Raw genomic sequence first — 17150 nt, forward strand, 5'->3', positions numbered from 1 at the left:
GCATGTGGATCGAACGACTGGATGCCAGCCATGCCCTGGACTACCGGGCGCTGATGCTCGAAGCCTACGACCTGCACCCGCAGGCCTTTACCTCGAGCGTGCGTGAGCGGGCGACGATGCCGCTGGGCTGGTGGGAGTCGCGCCTGACCGGCAAGCTGGACCTGGTGCTAGGGGCGTTCGAAGAAGGCCGGTTGGCCGGCATCGTCGGCCTTGCGTTCGAGCCTCGGGAAAAGGCCCGGCACAAGGTGACGCTGTTTGGCATGTATGTGACCGCCAAGGTTCGCCAGCGCGGCCTCGGCCATCAGCTGGTTCAGGCGGCATTGGCCGAGGCGCAGAACCATGAGGGTTTGCGCCTGGTCCAGTTGACCGTCACCGCCGGCAACGATGCCGCGCTCAACCTCTACCAGCGCTGCGGCTTCATCCAGTTCGGCCTGGAACCGATGGCGGTGCGGGTGGGGGAAGATTACTTCGACAAGATCCACATGTGGCGCGAGCTCTGAAGTCACCGCTGATCCCCTGTGGGAGCGGGCTTGGTCCGGGCGGCGTTCCGACGAAAGCGGTGGGTCAGGCAACATCAATCTTGAATGTTATGCCGCCTTCGTCGGAACGCCGCCCGGACCAAGCCCGCTCCCACATTTGTACAGTTTTCCTTCATTAAGAAATCAGCGAACCGCACTAACCCCATCCAGCGTCGAAAACGACGTGTCCTTGGCCGTCAGCAGGAAGTCACGCATGTACGGCGCATCGAGCATGTCGGCGCGGATTGCCGCATACAGCGTGGCGAACAGTCCTTTCTCGCCCAGCCGCTTGGCTTTCACATAGCCTCGCGAGCTGTATTCATGCAGCGCCCAATGGGGCATGCCGCACACGCCGCGCCCGCTGGCCACCAGTTGCATCATCATCACCGTCAGTTCCGAGGTACGGACCTGGGCCGGTTCGATGTCGGCGGGTTCGAGGAAACGGGTGAAGATGTCCAGCCGGTCCCGTTCCACCGGGTAGGTGATCAAGGTTTCCGGGAGCAAGTCTTCGGGGACGATATAGGCCTTGCTGGCCAGGCGGTGCTGGTTGGCCACCGCGAGCATCGCTTCATAAGTGAACAGCGGTACATAGGTGATCCCGGCCAGGTCCACCGGATCGGAGGTCACCACCAGGTCCAGGTCGCCACGGGCCAGGGCCGGCAGCGGGGCGAAGGAAAACCCCGAGGCCAGGTCCAGCTCGACTTCCGGCCAGGCGTCACGGAACTGGTCGATGGTCGGCATCAGCCACTGGAAGCAACTGTGGCATTCAATGGCCATGTGCAGGCGTCCGGCGGTGCCCCCGGCCAGGCGACTGATGTCGCGTTCGGCGGCGCGCAGCAGCGGGAGGGTGGCGTCGGCCAGTTGCAGCAGGCGCAAACCGGCGCTGGTGAAGCGCACCGGTTTGGTCTTGCGCACGAACAGTGGCATGCCCATGCGTTCCTCCAATTCCTTGAACTGGTGGGAAAGGGCTGACTGGGTCAGGTGCAGGCGATCGGCCGCATCCACCAGGCTGTCGGCTTCGCGCAAGGCGTGCAGGGTCTTGAGGTGACGGATTTCAAGCACCGGGGGCTCCATGAGGAAAACTTGTCGATAAATCGAAAAGGTTGAGTTTGTCTCATGTTGGTGCCGCTGTCGACCACAAGCACGGCGGAGCACATTGCGTGCCCCGCCGTTGCTGCTTTACAGCGTGGAAAAGTGTTTGTTGCCCAGCGGTTTGCCGATGTCGCCGCGCCAGATCGCCTCGACCGTACCGCCACTGGCGGCCATGTCCTTCTGCCATTGCAGACCCAGGTTGCGTTGTTCCGGCCGTTTCAGATGGCCTTTGACGAAGTCGCTGAATTGCGGCTTGGCCGAGGTGTAGTGGAAGTGTGCGTACCACAGGGTTTGCGCCGGTTCGTGGCGCAAGTCACGCACCTCGTACTCCTGGAGGAAATCCCGTCGTCCGTCCGGGCGTTTGCCCAGGTCGCGCAAACCGCCTTCCTTGCGGATGTCCACCATCTGTTGTTCAACCAAATAGTCCAGATAACCTTCGGTCGGGGTTTTGCTGTTCATGCTTTGCTCGATGCGCAGGGTGCGCCCCGTGCTCAGCATTTCATCCGCCCGCGTGCGCAACTGTTGCGCCACGGTCTCGGTGGGGGACAACCGTTCGATGGCCTGGGCGCGCAGGGTCAACTCCGCCGCTTCGCTGCTCATCATGTGCTCAAGGTCGACCGGCAGCGTGTTTTGCTGCGCGTAGCCTTTGACTTTGTCGGTATAGGCGTCCGTGCTTCCCAGCCTTTTTCTGGCTTCGCTCAGCAGTGGCCTGACGTCGGTCGGCAGTGCCGGCTGGGCGGATTTCGGTGGTTCGCTCAGGTGATATTTGCCGCTGGAGCGCGGGAGCCAGGTTTCCGTGTGGCCACCAACCCCTTGAATGGTGAAGCGTTTTTGCCGGGAGGCCGCGTCGGTGCTGGCGATACCGATCAACAACTGGTTGTCTTCGGTCTCGAACAGTTGCTGCCCGGGCCGTCCTTCCCTGGGCACCACCGAAGGGCGGGTCCTGATGGCATGGCGCGCGAATTCCTCGACCTTGTCCAGATTGTCCAGAAACGCGGTGACTTGCTCCTGGTCCAGGTGCTGCGAATAACCAATGGTCCAGGCGCCCAGTTGGCGACGGAACTCGGTATAGGTCGCCAGGCAGTCTTCGAGGACTTTGTTGCGCTGGCTGACGGTGGCGCTCACCTGTGGCAGGTGATGCTGTGTCAGTAATGCGCGGCCGACCTTGTTGCGGGCTGTTTTCAACTGCGTGTGGAAGTATATCCAGGACAGGTCGGTCACCGCGTCATAACGGGTGATGATTTCCAGGGTGTGTGCCGTTTTCAGATAGTAGTGATTGGCGTCGCTGAGTTTTTCATTCACGGTCGCCATGTCCGCCACCATCTTCGACTTTTGCGTCCTGTTAGTGATCCGGCGGTTCCAGCGGTTGGCTTCCTCGACCGTCGTACGGAGCTGATCGAAATCTTTGAGAAAGTCTTTGCGGACCAGTTTGCGCTGCGCCATGAGCTGCAAGTGCGCAGCGGTATCAGTGGCTGGTGTGGTGTCTGATCGTGTGACCAATTGATCGATACGGTTGAGGTGCTCCACCAGCCGCTCCTTGACCAGGCCGATTCGTCGCACCGAACGGTCGACGATGATCCAGGCGCAGCGGCTTTGAATGTCTTCGATCTGCACGCGTTTGCGGCCATGGCTGTACAACATCAGCTCATCGAGATTCAGGTATTGGGCCTGGGCAAGGTCGATATCGTTCGCACAGGCGATGTCGGCTCTGGCGCGCGAGGCCGGGCGCTGATCGGGTTCGAGGGCGAAGTAGTGCTCCAGCGTGGCGTTGCTGCTTCGGGTCTGGGTGTCCAGCCGCCGGGTGTAGGCGTCGGCGGTATTGGTCAGGGTCAGTTGTCGACGCAGGGCCCGATCCGTCCACCAGCGCGGCAGCCAGCGGCGTATGGCGACCGGCCAGAGTGGGTCCAGTCCATCGGCCATGTGCCCAAGCACCGCGCCTCCCCCCACGCCGCCGCCTTCGATCACCGTGCCGAATACTGCGTAGTGGGTGTTCCAGTGGCCGGACTCATCCAGGGCGATTGGCTGTTTGTAGGTCCGGCTGCTGGTGCCGCTCAAACGCCAGCGGGGTGGATTGCCTTCCAGTTCGATGCGATAGATTCGCCCCTGGCTGAGCATGAAGTCGCCGTCGGCGTGGTGATACACGTTGCGATAGATGCCTTCGGTGCCCGGTTGCAGGCCGGCGAGTGAAATCATCTGTTCGTATTCATAGCCCTTGAAGCGTTCCAGGGTTCGTTGTGCCTGGCGCTGCGTCGAACCGCGCAGTGCGCCGACGCTCTTGCTCACGGCGCGCAACTGGCGCTGGCGGGTGATGGCAAGCGCTGCCGAAGGTGCCGCACTGGCGCCGGGCAGCAGATCCATGGCCGCGTCGATTAATGACAACAGCACTGCTTCGACCTCGGCCAGCCCGTGGCCGACATCTCCGCGCAAGAACGCCGCCACTGCCAGGTTGGCGCTGCTCCAGGCGTCGTACAAGGCAATCGCCGTGCCGACGAAGGGCACCACGCCCAGCGCCATTTTCAGGTAGTTGAACATCGCGCCGGATTGCAGCGCAACCTGTTCCAGGTACAACGCATCGTTGGAACGAGACGTCGCCCGATGGGCTTCCAGCAAGCGGCCCATGTGCACATTCAACAGATGTGCTGCCAGGGATGTACTGGCTGGCCAGGGCGTACCGACGCCGATCAGGGTGTCGAAGTTTCTCAACCGGGCCTGGTTGATCCGGCTGACGTGGTGGGTGACATCGCCCTTCAAGGCCTGGCCGGCCAGGTAGTTGACCATTGAGCTGCGCAGGCAGTCGTTGAACAGGCGCATCCGAGCGTCTTCAAGACTGTCGAATTGACGCAGAAAAACACCGTCTGGACTGTCGGGCAGATAAAGCAGGGTCAGGCCGCTGATCTGCTCCACGATAAACGTGACGCCGGACAAGGTGCTCGGTCCCTGGCCATGGGTGTCCTTACCGCCCACCGTCAGGTGTGCCGGCAGCAGCTGGATGCGTTTGCCATTGGCGCTGAAAGCGTCACGGTTGTTGGCATCGATGGCAATGTCCAGGACCTGCTGGCCATCGGTATTGATGTCTTTGGCGAGCACGGCGAACTCGCCTTGCAGGCGCAGCATCAGGCGCCAGGGTTCGCTCAGGCATTCGTGGCGGTATTCATTGCTGAAGGTCGGTGCGTGCGAGGTGCCGAGGAAGGTTTCACGGATCAGCGTTTCATACTGTCCGGCCAGGTCCAGTTCGGTGGCCATCTTTCGCAGCCAGGCCTGGGTGATGCCGGTTTTCAGCTTCTGTCGATCTGTCGGATCGCCGCCGCTGGTCTCGACTTGCATGAACGACAGTCGCCACGACATCGCCTGATCAATGTTGCTTTGCGCAAGGTCTCCGAGGGACAGCTTGCTGCGCTGCTCGCTGGCGACCAGCACGTTTTCCTGGGGTGTTCCCGGTGCCGCGCCCTCGATGACGACTTTGCGCCAGGTGGTGGCGTCAGGCACGTCCAGAAGCACGTCAACGTTCCGGCTCAGGCCGAACGCCTGGCGCAGGTGGGCATCAATGGCTTTTTTGCTGAAGGCGTCGCGGGGCGGCAACTCGCGCTCCAGCCATTCATGGGAGCGCTTCATGGCCTCGATGTAGGACTTGAACAGCGTCTTGATCCGTTCACGTTGCACGGTGGGCAGGGCGTCGTGCCACGTCGGCAAACGTGCGGCCAGTGCACTGCTGTGAACTTGCTCGACAATATGCTGGTGCGCCAGCTCTCGGGCTGTGTGGACAGGAACCGTCAGGCAGGCGAGGGTCTGTTCGCGCAGCTTTTCCAGTTCTGTTTCGCGTTGACTGGCGCGAGACGGATCCCGGTTGGCGGAAAGCAGCCGTGCCACTTGTTGTACGCAGCCATGAAGCTGGTTCTGCAAGGCGTATTCGAACGGGTTTGCAGCCAGCGGCAAGAGATGCAGCGCTTGACTGTTGTCGTTGGCCGCCAGTTTGAACAGCGTCTGTTCCAGCGCCTGTCGAGAGGTGAACCGTTGCAGGCCACCGAAACGTCCCGGCCAGTAGAGCAACAGGCTTTCGGTCGAGGACGGCAGCAAGGCCGATGGCTGGGCAAACAGCAATACACCGTCCAGTTCCTGGGTTTGTGTACGGGGGGTATCACCTTCGGTATCCATCATCGACAACACCAGACGCGCCACCACCACTCCGGCCGGGCGTGGTTGATCCGGTGCATCCAGTACACAGATCAACCACTGATGTTCCTCGTGGCTGATCTGGTTCAGGCTCAATTGCAGCTCGGCTTCGGCGCGCAGGCCGTCCAGGCGCGCCTGGTAAAGGGCGGCGTAGTGCGGGCGGTTTTTGTGGCGCAGTTCCAGCATTTGCTGCGCACTGTCGGTGTGCAGCAGCGCGGTTGCGGCGCGGGTGCTGGCCTGCTCGGCCGTCGTGAGCTCGTCCATTTGCCGTTGCAGACGTTGCAGGCGCGGGTCAGTGTGGTTGCCCTGAAAGTTATCGCCCAACAAGGCATCCAGTGCCGTGCGCTGTTGCGCCAGTGCATGGAGACGGATGCCCAGTGGAATATCGGGGCTCAACTGGCCGAACAGGACATCGTCGTCGTTGGTATCCGCGTCCGGCAGGTTGGCGGGCGGGGCCAGGATCAATTCGTTACGCAGTCGATCGCCAGGGGTGACAGGCAACCGTGCCCACAAGGATTGAGCACCGGTCTGCAGTACGCTGCGCTCAAGCACTGTGTAATAGACCCTGAGGGTACCTGTCGGTAGCCGGGGGTGGTCGAACATCTGCGGCTGATGTTCGATCAGCCAGCTTTCCATATCGACTCGGCTTTCAAAGGTCATCCAGGCCGATGGCCGGGAAGGCAAGTACAGCAATTGAGCGACCGGCTGGGCTGTGTCCCGGGTGATGACCAACGCGCCGGATAGTTCGATTGACAGGCCTTTGTCATCCTTGAACTGCATTTGCTCGACGTAATGCCGTGCAGTGGCAGGCGTTGCTGTCTGCACGGGCGGATCGATGAACGCCTGCAATGTCTGGAACTGTTCGACATCCAGGATGCCCCGGGCAAACGCCCATTGGCTCGACGCTTCGAAATGCTGACGATACAAGCGGTTGGCCTGAGCCCGGCGTGACTGATCCGTACCGCGCGCACGGGCATTCCACCAAGTGCTGGCGAGCGGCGACTGCGGATTTTGCGCCATAAGCGCCCGCCACTGTTCACAGCATTCATTCCAGCGCTCCGAGGCGCTCAGGGTCAGGCCTTGGTCCGGGTTCGCGGGCAAAGGAACAACAAGGCCGAAATCGGCCGCTAGGGGGGTGGTTTCGTCAACCATGACGATGAATCTCCAGAAGGCCGGGCCGTGCCGGCGGTGCGGGCATTAGGAGACAGTCGTCAAAAGGGCGGGTGGTACATAGTTATTGCGAGGCTGAATCTGACGCCTGATGACCGCTCGGCACTCTTCATCAAACTGTCATGGAACTGTGGCAGCGCGCTTGAACAAACTTCATCAGACTCGCGCTCTACTGGGGTTCTGCGTTTTGGTGTTTTTCCATGGGTGCTTCATTCCTTTCACGAATCGTTTTGTTGGCCACGCTGTTGTTCGGCCTGCCGTCCATGGCGGCTTCGCGTTGTGACGTCAATGTTCCGACCGAACGGGTGGATCTGGCCCAGGTAAGCCTGGCGTACCAGAGCATCGGCCGTGCGTCCGATCCGGCATTGCTGCTGGTGATGGGCCTGGGCGGGCAATTGATTCACTGGCCGGACGAAGTGGTGGTCGCCCTGTGCCAGCAGGGGTTCCGGGTGATCCGCTATGACAATCGCGACGTAGGCCTGTCAACCTGGCGGCAAGCACCGGCCGAAGCCAACCTGACTTTCGAAGTTTTGCGCTACAAACTCGGATTGCCGGTGTCGTCGCCTTATTCGCTGACCGACATGGCCGAGGATGGCCTGGGCTTGATGGACGCCTTGCACATCGACCAATTCCACGTGCTGGGCGCCAGCATGGGCGGAATGATCGCCCAGCGCATGGCGGCCATGGCACCGCAACGGGTCGAGAGCCTGACCCTGATCATGACCACCTCCGGTGCCGAAGGCTTGCCGGCGCCGAGTGCGGCGCTGGTGCAGTTGTTGGCCCGGCGCGGCGCACCGAACCGCGAAGTGGCCCTGGAGCAACAGGCCGACTTGCTGGCGGCACTGGGCAGCCCGATGGTCACCGACGATCGCCAGGCGCTGCTGCATCAGGCGGCACAGTCCTATGACCGGGCGTTCAATCCCGAGGGTGTGAAACGCCAGATCATGGCCATTCTCGCCGAGCCGAGCCGGGTGGCGCTGCTCAATCAATTGCGGGTACCGGCGCTGGTGGTGCACGGCACGGCCGATCCGCTGCTGCCGGTGATGCACGGGGTGCATCTGGCGGCGCATCTGCGTGGCAGTCAATTGATCCTGATTCCGGGTCTGGCCCATCGCTTCCAGGAGGCATTCAAGGCGCCGTTGCTGGGGGCGGTGTTGCCGTATTTGCGCGAGCACCGTGAAGACACCTCGCACTGGGCGCAGATCGAGCCTGTGGCCGATCGCAACCTCCTCTAACCCCTGATCACCTGTAGGAGCCTCCGGCAGCTCCTACAGAGGTTGTGGGCGATCAGGTTTTGCTCAATGGCTCAGGCCGTACTTTTTCACTTTGTCGAACAGCGTGGTCTTGGCCATGCCCAGTTCCTGGCTGGCCTGGGTCAGGTTGCCGCCGCTGCGTTGCAAGGCGTCGCTGAGCAGGTTGCGCTCGAACGCCTCCACCGCTTCGGCAAAGGCCAGGCCCTGGTTGCCGGCGCCGGCACCGGTTTTCTTGAACGCCGGCAGGCCCAGGGCAAAGCGCTCGGCAACGTTGCGCAGTTCACGCACATTACCCGGCCAGTCGTGGCTCATGAGGTTCGAAACGGTCTGGTTGTCCAGTTCCGGTACCGTGCGGTCGAAGCGCAGGGACGACTGCTGCAGGAAGTGTTCGAACAGTTGCAGGATGTCTTCGCGGCGTTCGCGCAGCGGCGGCAGTTCCAGGGTCACCACGTTGAGGCGGTAATACAGGTCGCTGCGGAACTCGCCGGCCTTGCTCGACTCGACGAGGTCGGATTTGGTCGCTGCGATGACGCGGCAATCCACCGCTACGCTCTGGTTCGAACCGAGGCGTTCGAGGGTGCGTTCCTGCAACACCCGCAGCAGTTTGATCTGCAAGGGCAGGGGCATGCTTTCCACTTCGTCGAGGAACAGCGTGCCGCCGTCGGCGTGCTCGATCTTGCCGATCCGACGTTTGCCCGCGCCTGTAAAAGCGTTGGCTTCGTGGCCGAATATTTCGCTTTCGAACAGGTTCTCCGGCAGGCCACCGCAGTTCAAGGCGACAAACTGCTTGGTATGCCGCCGACTGAAATCGTGCAGGCAACGGGCGACCAATTCCTTGCCGGTGCCGGTCTCGCCTTCGATCAGCACGTTGGCCGAGGTATCGGCAACGTTGGCGATCAGTTCCCGCAGGTTCTGCATGGCCGGCGAGCGACCGATGATCCGCCCTTCGAGGGAATCGCGTTCGGCCAGTTGCCGACGCAACGACGACACTTCCCGCGCCAGGCTGCGTTGCTCCAGGGCGCGGCGGGCCACATCCACCAGGCGCTCCGGGGAGAACGGCTTTTCCATGAAGTCGTAGGCGCCTTTCTGCATCGCGTCGACGGCCATGGAGATATCGCCGTGCCCGGTGATCAGCACCACCGGCAGGCTACGGTCCCGGGCCTTGAGACGGGTCAGCAATTCCAGGCCATCGATGCCCGGCAGGCGAATGTCGCTGACGACGATGCCGGCGAAGTTGTCGCCGACCCGCTCCAGGGCTTCTTCGGCGCTGCCCACGCCAATGCAGGGAATGTCCTCCAGGGTCAGCGCCTGTTGGCAGCCGAGCAGTACATGGGGGTCGTCTTCGACGATCAATACACTAAGGTCGTTGTTCATATTGGCTCGGCGGGAGTGGGGCTTACCAACGGTAAACTGAGGACGAACGCGGTACCACCGCTGGCCGGGTGCTCGACACCCAGGTGACCGCCGGTGGCGGCGGCCAGGCTGGCGGAAAGGGTCAGGCCCAGGCCCAGGCCTTGTTCGCCGGGTTTGGTGGTGAAGAAGGGTTCGAACAGGTGCTTGCGCGCTTCGGCATCGATGCCGTGGCCGTTGTCACGCACCCGCAGGCGGTATTTGCCATCGAACGCTTCGCCTTCGAGCCACAGCTCGGGTTGTGGCTGCGCTTGCATGGCGTCGAGGGCGTTGCCGATCAGGTTGACCAGAATCTGTTCCAGGCGGGTCTGGTCGATCTGCACCTGCACATCGGTGAAATCGCGGTGCAGTTGCAGGTGAATGTTTTCCACCCGGCCGCCGAGCAATTGCAAGGCCGCGTCCACGCCTTTGCCGAGGCAGGCCTGGCCCTTGTCGTCACCGCGCCGGGCGAACGAGCGCAGGCTGGCGGTGATCCGGCCCATGCGGTCGATCAGTTCGTTGATGGTCTTGAGGTTGGTGCTGGCCACGTCGAGCTGGCCGCGTTCGAGGAAGCGCACGGTATTGCCGGACAAGGTGCGCAGCGCTGCCAGCGGTTGGTTCAGTTCGTGGGCGATGCTGGTGGACATCTGGCCGATGGCCGCGAGCTTTCCGGCCTGTACCAGTTCATCCTGGGCGCGGCGCAAGGTCTCTTCGGCTTGCCGGCGTTCGCGGATCTGGCCCTTGAGCCGTTCGTTGCTGGCGCGCAGGTCGGTGGTGCGTTCGGTAATCCGACGCTCCAGCTGACTGTTGGCTTCCTGCAAGGCTTCCCGGGCCGCGAGGCGAGTGGCGATCACCTTGCGCCGCTCGTTCCAGGCGATCAAAAGGAACGCCAGCAGGGCAAACGCCACGGCCACCAGGATCCCCTGGTTGATCGCTTCGCGGCGCAGGTCCTGCAGCGGCGTGAGCAGGGTGAAATTCCACGGCGTATCGCCGAGCGGCCGGGTCTGCGCCAGGTAGCTGATGTTTTCATCGTCGGACACCAGTTCGCTATTGGCCGGGAACGTGAGTTTTTCCACGCCTTCGGACAGGGTTTCCCGGGCCAGCGGCTGCAGTTCGTTGAGCGGGAACCAGTAGTACTGCAGGCTGCGGGCGAGTTTTTCCTTGGTTTCTTCGCTCAGCGGTATCACCGATTTCAAGCGTCGTGCCGGATCGCTGGACAGAATGATGATGCCGTTTTCGTCGCTGACGAAGGCTTCCAGGCGTGCCCGTTGCCAGCGTTCTTCCATGGCCTCCAGACGGACCTTGACCACCGCGACGCCGATGATCTTGCCGTGTTCTTCCAGGCCGTGGGCCAGGTAGTAACCGGGTTCGCCATTGGTGCTGCCGATGCCGTAGAAGCGCCCCGGCTGACCGCGCACGGCGTTCTGGAAATAGGCGCGAAAGGACAGGTCTTCACCCAGGTAACTGTCGACATCGCGCCAGTTGCTGGTGGCCATGACGCGACCGGTGGTGTCCATCACGTAGATGGCCCGACTGCGGCTGCGCCGGTTCAGGCCTTCGAGGTAATCGTTGACCGTCTGCCGGTGTTCCGGAGTCGGGTCGGCCAGCAACTGCGCAACGCTGGTTTCGAGTTCCAGCAGGCTGGGCAGGTAGGTGTATTTGCTGATTTCGCTTTCGACTGCACGGGCGTGCAGTTCCAGCTGGCGCTGGCCGTTTTCGCTGAGGCTGCGGATGCCGTAGTGTTCACTGATCCAGAAGCCGATAAAGCCCAGGCCGATCATCATGGCGATGATCAGCGGCGGCAGGAACAAATGGCGAACCAGACGGGGTTTCACGGCGAGTGATGGCGACGTGGCGCGATAAAGAGTGGGGTCGCATTTCATCACAGATGCCTTGGGTCAACCACAACAACAAGCCCAGAGGACTCCCTGTAGGAGCTGCCGCAGGCTGCGATCTTTTGATCTTTGCTTGTTAAAGGCAACATCAAAAGATCGCAGCCTGCGGCAGCTCCTACAGGGGAGACCGTGAAGCTTTTTAGTGCTGCAGGATCTTGTTGAGGAAGTGCTGCGTACGCTCGGCGCGGGCGTTGATGTCACCGAAGAACTCTTCTTTCTTGCAGTCTTCGATGATCTTGCCGGCGTCCATGAAGATCACCCGGTCCGCGACTTTACGGGCGAAGCCCATTTCGTGGGTCACGCACATCATGGTCATGCCTTCGTGGGCCAGTTGCACCATCACGTCCAGTACTTCGTTGACCATTTCCGGGTCCAGCGCCGAGGTCGGTTCGTCGAACAGCATGACGATCGGGTCCATCGCCAGCGCACGGGCAATCGCCACACGCTGCTGCTGACCGCCGGACAGTTGGCCCGGATGCTTGTGGGCGTGGGCCGAGAGACCGACGCGCTCGAGCAGTTGCAGGCCTTTCTTGGTGGCTTCTTCCTTGCTGCGACCCAGCACCTTGATCTGCGCGATGGTCAGGTTTTCGGTGATGGTCAGGTGCGGGAACAGCTCGAAGTGCTGGAACACCATGCCCACGCGCGAACGCAGTTTCGGCAGGTTGGTCTTCGGGTCGGCGATGGAGGTGCCGTCGACCACGATGTCGCCTTTCTGGAAAGGCTCCAGGGCGTTGACGCATTTGATCAGGGTCGATTTGCCGGAACCGGACGGCCCGCACACCACGATCACTTCGCCTTTTTTGACCTCGGTGCTGCAATCAGTCAGTACCTGGAAGTCCCCATACCACTTGTTGATGCTTTTGATAGAGATCATACGGCGAACCTTTTTTGCAGACGCTTGACCAGCTGCGAGGCGGCAAAGCTGATAGTGAAGTACACGAGACCCGCGAAAATCAGGAACTCATTGGAGCGGCCAATGATGTCGCCACTGGCGCGCGACGCATTGAGGAAGTCCACCAGGCCGACGGCGTAGACCAGCGAGGTGTCCTGAAACAGGATGATGCTCTGTTGCAGCAACAGCGGCGTCATCTTGCGGAACGCTTGCGGCAGGATGATCAGGCGCATCATCTGTCCGTAAGTCATGCCCAGCGCCTGGGCAGCGCCCATCTGGCCCTTGGGAATCGACTGCACACCGGCACGGACGATTTCGCAGAAGTACGCCGCTTCGAACATCATGAAGGCCACGATGCACGAGGCGAACGCGCCGATCGGCGTGTCTTCGCCAGTGATCCAGCGCAGCACGAACGGTACCGCCAGGTAGAACCAGGTGATCACCAGCAGCAAGGGGATCGAGCGGAAATAGTTAACGTACGCGCCGGCGATGTTCGACAGCACTTTGTTGTGGGACAGGCGCATCAGGGCAAGGATGGTGCCGAGGATGATGCCGCCGATCACGCCCATGGCCATCAGCTTGAGGGTCATGATCATGCCGTTCCACAGGCCCGGCAGAGACGGGATGATGCCCGAGAAGTCGAATTCCATCATTTACCCCCTACGGAAATCAGGCCCGGTACGGCGACTTTCTTCTCGACCATACGCATCAGCAACATCAGGCTCATGTTCAGGGTGAAGTAGATCAGCGTTGCCAGGGTGAAGGCTTCGAACAGGTTGGCGGAGAACTCGGCGGTCTGCTTGGTCTGCGCGAGCAGCTCCATCAAACCGATCAGCGAGGCCACGGAGGTGTTCTTGAAGACGTTCAGGAATTCCGAGGTAAGCGGCGGAATGATGATCCGGTAGGCTTGGGGCAGCAGCACGTTCCAGTAGATCTGCGGCAGCTTGAAGCCCATGGCGCGAGCCGCGGATTCCTGGCCCTTTGGCAGTGCCTGGATACCGGTGCGCACCTGTTCGCAAACCCGGGCGGTAGTGAACAGGCCCAGGCACACGACGACGCTGAGGAAGGCCGAGGTGGTCGGGTTCAGATCCTGCTTGTACCACTCTTGCAGGTCGGCCGGCAGCAGGTCGGGTACCAGGAAGTACCAGATGAACAGCTGAACCAGCAGCGGCACGTTACGAAAGAGTTCGACGTAGCAGGTGGCGATGCCCGATACGATGCGGTTCGGCACGGTACGCATGACGCCCAGGATCGAGCCCAGTGTCAGGGCGATGATCCAGGCCGCGATGGCGATGCCGATGGTCCAGGCCAGACCGGACACGTACCAGTCGAAATAAGTCTCGCTGCCCACGCCGGTGGACTTGAAGAACACGCCCCAGTCCCAGTTGTAATTCATTAGGGTCTCCCCTCAGTTCAATCGATGTACAAGTGCCCGCTTGGGGGAAGCTCCGTTCCCTCCTGTCCTTGAGGGACAGGCACACGCTCCCGGCTCGACAGCCACCGGTTCGAGTGTTTCCAAAAAATGCCAGCAGGAAGTGACCACCTCCTGAAAGGGTCAGGGCCCTCTCAGGAGATAAGGTTAGTCAGAAATCAGGACTTCTTGTCGTCAGCCGCTTTATCAGTCGGTTTGGCGATCAGGGCCTTGAGTTCGTCGCTCATCGGGAAGTTCAGGTTCAGGCCTTTTGGCGGGATTGGTTGCATGAACCATTTTTCGTAGATCTTGTTGATCTCGCCCGATGCGTAGGTGGCCTTGATAGCGTCATCCACAGCCTTTTTGAACGGCTCGTCGCCCTTGCGCACCATGCAGCCGTAGATTTCGTAGGACTGTGGAGTGCCGGTCACGGCCCAGTCGCTTGCCTTCTTGGCCTTGGCGGCTTCACCAGCCAGCAGGGCGTCGTCCATCATGAAGGCCACTGCGCGGCCGGTTTCCAGCATCTGGAACGACTCGCCATGGTCTTTGGCGGAGATGACGTTCATGCCCATCTGTTTGTCGGCGTTCATCGCCTTGAGGATGCGCTCGGACGTGGTGCCGGCGGTGGTCACGACGTTCTTGCCGGCCAGGTCAGGGAAATCCTTGTACTTGGAGTCTGCCTTGGACAGCAGGCGAGTACCGATTTCGAAGATGCCAACGGAGAAGTCAACTTGTTGCTGACGCTCGACGTTGTTGGTGGTGGAACCGCACTCCAGGTCCACGGTGCCGTTCTGCACCAGCGGGATACGGGTTTGCGAGGTGACCAGGTTGTACTTGACCTGAAGGTTCGGCATGTCGAGGTCTTTTTTCAGCGCTTCGACGACTTTCAACTGGATGTCGTGGGAGTAGCCGACCGGTTTGCCGGAAGCATCCGCGATATAGGAAAACGGAATGGAAGCGTCGCGATGGCCCAGGGTGATGGTGCCGGACTCTTTGATCTTCTTCAGGGTGCCGGTGAGTTCGGCGGCGAAAACTGGCGTGCTGATCAGAGCGGCAGCAATGGCTGCGCCCAGGATATGGGGAACGATGCGCATCAAATTTTCCTCGACTTTGTTTTTTTTATGGAGCCAGTTCATCGGCCCTTTTGTGCTGCAAAACACCTGAGCGCTATTGAGAGTCGGCGCAAAGGACATTCGTCGAAGAAGTGTAGAGCATGACTCGTGCCAGACCAGTCGAAATTGGTCATAGCATTGATTTGTAAGGGAATTAAATATTTTTTGCGTTGAAATTTCAGTGAGATGATCCGGTTAACCGAACTGACTCGCGGGTCGCGTTCGGAAAACCGAATGGTGGCAGGGTGCTACCCGATCATCAGCTGTACTTGCGCTTGTCCGGCGCTGGCGGGAAGTACTGGTACAACCAGGTTTCACTCAGGGTGCGGTCGTTGGTGCGGATGAATAGACGCAGTTCGACAGGCTCGACGCTGTCATTGGTCGGGTACCAGTCAAACAGGATGCGGTAGCCCTTGATGTCGTCGAGCTTCAGTATGCTGAAATCCTTGACCTCGCCGTTCGAGCAGGTAACGACCGGCTCGATACCCGTACCTTCGGGCAAGCGGTCCAGGCCGCCGCCGGTGAAGTCCACGGCAAAGCGCCGCGCCCACACCGGCGGGTAATGCTCGCCTGGCGCCCAGCCTTCGGTGAAGCCGCCCATGCCCGAACGGGTCGCGTTGACCCGTGCCAACGGCGTTCCGACTGGCGGCAATGCGCTCCAGTAGAGCTTGTAGCCGTAGTTCAGCGAATCCCCCGCAGCCACCGGTTTCTTCGGCGTCCAGAAGGCGACGATGTTGTCCATGGTCTCGCCGGTGGTCGGGATCTCCAGCAGATCGACCGAGCCTTCGCCCCATGAGGTGGTTGGTTCGACCCACAGGCTCGGGCGGCGGCTGTACCAGTCGACGGTGTCCTGATAGCTGGCGAACTCGTGGTCGGTCTGTACCAGGCCGAAACCTTTTGGGTCGGTATCGGCGAAGGCATTGAATTGCAGGGTAGCCGGGTTGTTCAGCGGGCGGCAGATCCACTCGCCGTTGCCGCGCCACATCGCCAGGCGGTCGGAGTCATGGATTTGCGGGTGAATGGTGTCGCACATGCGACGCTCGTGGGTGCCGCAACTGAACATGCTGGTCATCGGCGCGATGCCCAACTGGTCGATGGCGGTCCGGGCGTTGACATGGGCGTCGATCTCCATCACCACGCGCTCGGCCTGGCAATCGATATCGAAGCGGTAGGCACCGGTGGCGCTCGGCGAGTCGAGCAGGGCGTAGACCACGAAGCGGGTGCTGTCCTTGTTCGGTGTCTCGAACCAGAACTTGGTGAAGTCCGGGAATTCCTCACGTTTTTTGGCGTAGGTATCGATCGCCAGCCCGCGGGCCGACAAGCCGTACTGGCCGGTGGCGTCCACCGCGCGGAAGTAACTGGCGCCGAGGAAAGACACGACATCGTGCTTGTCCAGTTCCGGGGCCTTGAACAACTTGAAGCCGGAGAAGCCCAGGTCGCCCTTGAGCTGTGCGGTGTCGACCGTGGTGTTTTCATAGTTGAACAGCGACGGGCGGAAATGCACCTCGCGGGCCATCCGGGTTTTCGGATCGACGCTGTACATGCGCACCGGCTGCTTGAAGCCCATGCCGACGTGGAAGAACTGCACGTCCAACTGGCCCTTGAGCTCTTTCCACAACGAATGATTGCCGTCGTAGCGGATCGCATTGAAGTTCTGCGGCGTCATGGTCGCCAGGGTCGGCGGCAACTGCTGCTTGGTGTCCTGGTAGCGATTGCTGGCGAGCTGCTTGGCCTGGAGCTTCAGCGCCTCGAAATCGAACACGGTAGCCTCGCCATCAGCGGTGCCACTGCTGGCGGCCCAGGCCTTGGCGGCCAACAGACCCGTGGCGGACAAACCGGTGTAGGCCGCGATGGCCATGGAGGCTTTGAGCAAGTTCCTGCGGTGCATAAATACAACCTGTCGTGAGCAATCCCGCGCCGTTCCTGGCACGTGCTGGATCGGAAATATCGGTTCGGACATGCCTTCGGCCAAACACAACGGACTTTTAAACAGATGCCCGACAGCTTAAACCGTTCGATTGCAGAGCAAAATTGATTGATGGCATTGCGCTGGCTCGGCAATGAAACAAGACATGTCGGGAAACAATTCCGACAGGGGTTTCTGATTTACAGGGCATTTCTGCTTTTTTCGACTAATTACTCTAAAAACCGCTTTTCAGCGCCCGGAATATTTCTATTCTGTGCACATGACCGGTTTATGCCCGAAAGACCGGTGCGGTTCAGTCGGCACGATGCGGCTGCTGAATAG

Annotated in this window: 11 protein-coding genes; 2 read left to right on the forward strand and 9 right to left on the reverse strand. The window is 61.0% G+C overall.

The window, feature by feature from the left end; translation table 11 throughout:
* The first annotated feature begins 2 nt into the window (after positions 1 to 2).
* Entirely contained in the window at positions 3 to 500 is a 498-nt protein-coding gene (locus tag ACMDB8_RS04865) for a GNAT family N-acetyltransferase (RefSeq protein WP_223542184.1), read from the forward strand.
* A 162-nt stretch (positions 501 to 662) separates the two neighbouring features.
* Here the strand turns inward: ACMDB8_RS04865 and metR are convergent, their stop codons facing one another.
* Positions 663 to 1580: a transcriptional regulator MetR gene (gene metR / locus ACMDB8_RS04870; protein ID WP_007985733.1), complete on the reverse strand. Its 918-nt coding sequence runs from the start codon at positions 1578 to 1580 to the stop codon at positions 663 to 665.
* Positions 1581 to 1697: 117 nt separating this feature from the next.
* The gene (locus tag ACMDB8_RS04875) at positions 1698 to 6932 is read right to left on the reverse strand and encodes a dermonecrotic toxin domain-containing protein (protein WP_409078253.1); all 5235 of its coding nucleotides are present in this window, start codon (positions 6930 to 6932) and stop codon (positions 1698 to 1700) included.
* 218 nt (positions 6933 to 7150) lie between these two features.
* Between ACMDB8_RS04875 and ACMDB8_RS04880 the strand changes: the two genes are divergently transcribed.
* Positions 7151 to 8185 (forward strand): alpha/beta fold hydrolase, encoded by a 1035-nt coding sequence (locus ACMDB8_RS04880; RefSeq protein ID WP_409078252.1) that lies wholly within the window; start codon positions 7151 to 7153, stop codon positions 8183 to 8185.
* A gap of 63 nt (positions 8186 to 8248) precedes the next feature.
* Here the strand turns inward: ACMDB8_RS04880 and ACMDB8_RS04885 are convergent, their stop codons facing one another.
* The 7 genes from ACMDB8_RS04885 to ACMDB8_RS04915 all read right to left on the reverse strand — a co-directional run bounded on the left by ACMDB8_RS04885 (position 8249) and on the right by ACMDB8_RS04915 (position 16790).
* Positions 8249 to 9577, reverse strand: a complete 1329-nt coding sequence (locus ACMDB8_RS04885) for a sigma-54-dependent transcriptional regulator (protein ID WP_056721099.1) — start codon at positions 9575 to 9577, stop codon at positions 8249 to 8251.
* Positions 9574 to 11475 (reverse strand): sensor histidine kinase, encoded by a 1902-nt coding sequence (locus tag ACMDB8_RS04890; protein WP_409078251.1) that lies wholly within the window; start codon positions 11473 to 11475, stop codon positions 9574 to 9576. Before ACMDB8_RS04890 ends, ACMDB8_RS04885 begins: the two co-directional genes overlap by 4 nt.
* Positions 11476 to 11626: 151 nt before the next feature.
* Positions 11627 to 12361, reverse strand: a complete 735-nt coding sequence (locus ACMDB8_RS04895; RefSeq protein ID WP_056721096.1) for an amino acid ABC transporter ATP-binding protein — start codon at positions 12359 to 12361, stop codon at positions 11627 to 11629.
* Positions 12358 to 13029: an amino acid ABC transporter permease gene (locus ACMDB8_RS04900; protein ID WP_056721094.1), complete on the reverse strand. Its 672-nt coding sequence runs from the start codon at positions 13027 to 13029 to the stop codon at positions 12358 to 12360. The genes ACMDB8_RS04895 and ACMDB8_RS04900 overlap by 4 nt, the downstream gene beginning before the upstream one ends.
* On the reverse strand, positions 13029 to 13775 hold the full coding sequence (locus ACMDB8_RS04905; protein ID WP_056721091.1) for an amino acid ABC transporter permease: 747 nt from the start codon (positions 13773 to 13775) through the stop codon (positions 13029 to 13031). The genes ACMDB8_RS04900 and ACMDB8_RS04905 overlap by 1 nt, the downstream gene beginning before the upstream one ends.
* Positions 13776 to 13969: 194 nt before the next feature.
* On the reverse strand, positions 13970 to 14884 hold the full coding sequence (locus ACMDB8_RS04910) for a glutamate/aspartate ABC transporter substrate-binding protein (protein WP_046041277.1): 915 nt from the start codon (positions 14882 to 14884) through the stop codon (positions 13970 to 13972).
* Between the two features lie 277 nt (positions 14885 to 15161).
* A complete protein-coding gene (locus ACMDB8_RS04915; RefSeq protein WP_056721089.1) occupies positions 15162 to 16790 on the reverse strand; it encodes a glucan biosynthesis protein D in 1629 nt (542 codons plus the stop codon).
* Between the last annotated feature and the right edge of the window lie 360 nt (positions 16791 to 17150).

It is taken from the genome of Pseudomonas monachiensis (assembly GCF_047345015.1).
Taxonomy (GTDB): Bacteria; Pseudomonadota; Gammaproteobacteria; order Pseudomonadales; family Pseudomonadaceae; genus Aquipseudomonas; species Aquipseudomonas monachiensis.

What these genes read in the sequence shown, in the direction of transcription:
- ACMDB8_RS04865 (WP_223542184.1), top strand. Translation starts at nt 3, where the DNA reads ATGTGGATCGAACGACTGGATGCCAGCCATGCCCTGGACTACCGGGCG.
- ACMDB8_RS04875 (WP_409078253.1), bottom strand. Translation starts at nt 6,932, where the DNA reads ATGGTTGACGAAACCACCCCCCTAGCGGCCGATTTCGGCCTTGTTGTT.
- ACMDB8_RS04880 (WP_409078252.1), top strand. Translation starts at nt 7,151, where the DNA reads ATGGGTGCTTCATTCCTTTCACGAATCGTTTTGTTGGCCACGCTGTTG.
- ACMDB8_RS04885 (WP_056721099.1), bottom strand. Translation starts at nt 9,577, where the DNA reads ATGAACAACGACCTTAGTGTATTGATCGTCGAAGACGACCCCCATGTA.
- ACMDB8_RS04890 (WP_409078251.1), bottom strand. Translation starts at nt 11,475, where the DNA reads ATGAAATGCGACCCCACTCTTTATCGCGCCACGTCGCCATCACTCGCC.
- ACMDB8_RS04895 (WP_056721096.1), bottom strand. Translation starts at nt 12,361, where the DNA reads ATGATCTCTATCAAAAGCATCAACAAGTGGTATGGGGACTTCCAGGTA.
- ACMDB8_RS04900 (WP_056721094.1), bottom strand. Translation starts at nt 13,029, where the DNA reads ATGGAATTCGACTTCTCGGGCATCATCCCGTCTCTGCCGGGCCTGTGG.
- ACMDB8_RS04905 (WP_056721091.1), bottom strand. Translation starts at nt 13,775, where the DNA reads ATGAATTACAACTGGGACTGGGGCGTGTTCTTCAAGTCCACCGGCGTG.
- ACMDB8_RS04910 (WP_046041277.1), bottom strand. Translation starts at nt 14,884, where the DNA reads ATGCGCATCGTTCCCCATATCCTGGGCGCAGCCATTGCTGCCGCTCTG.
- ACMDB8_RS04915 (WP_056721089.1), bottom strand. Translation starts at nt 16,790, where the DNA reads ATGCACCGCAGGAACTTGCTCAAAGCCTCCATGGCCATCGCGGCCTAC.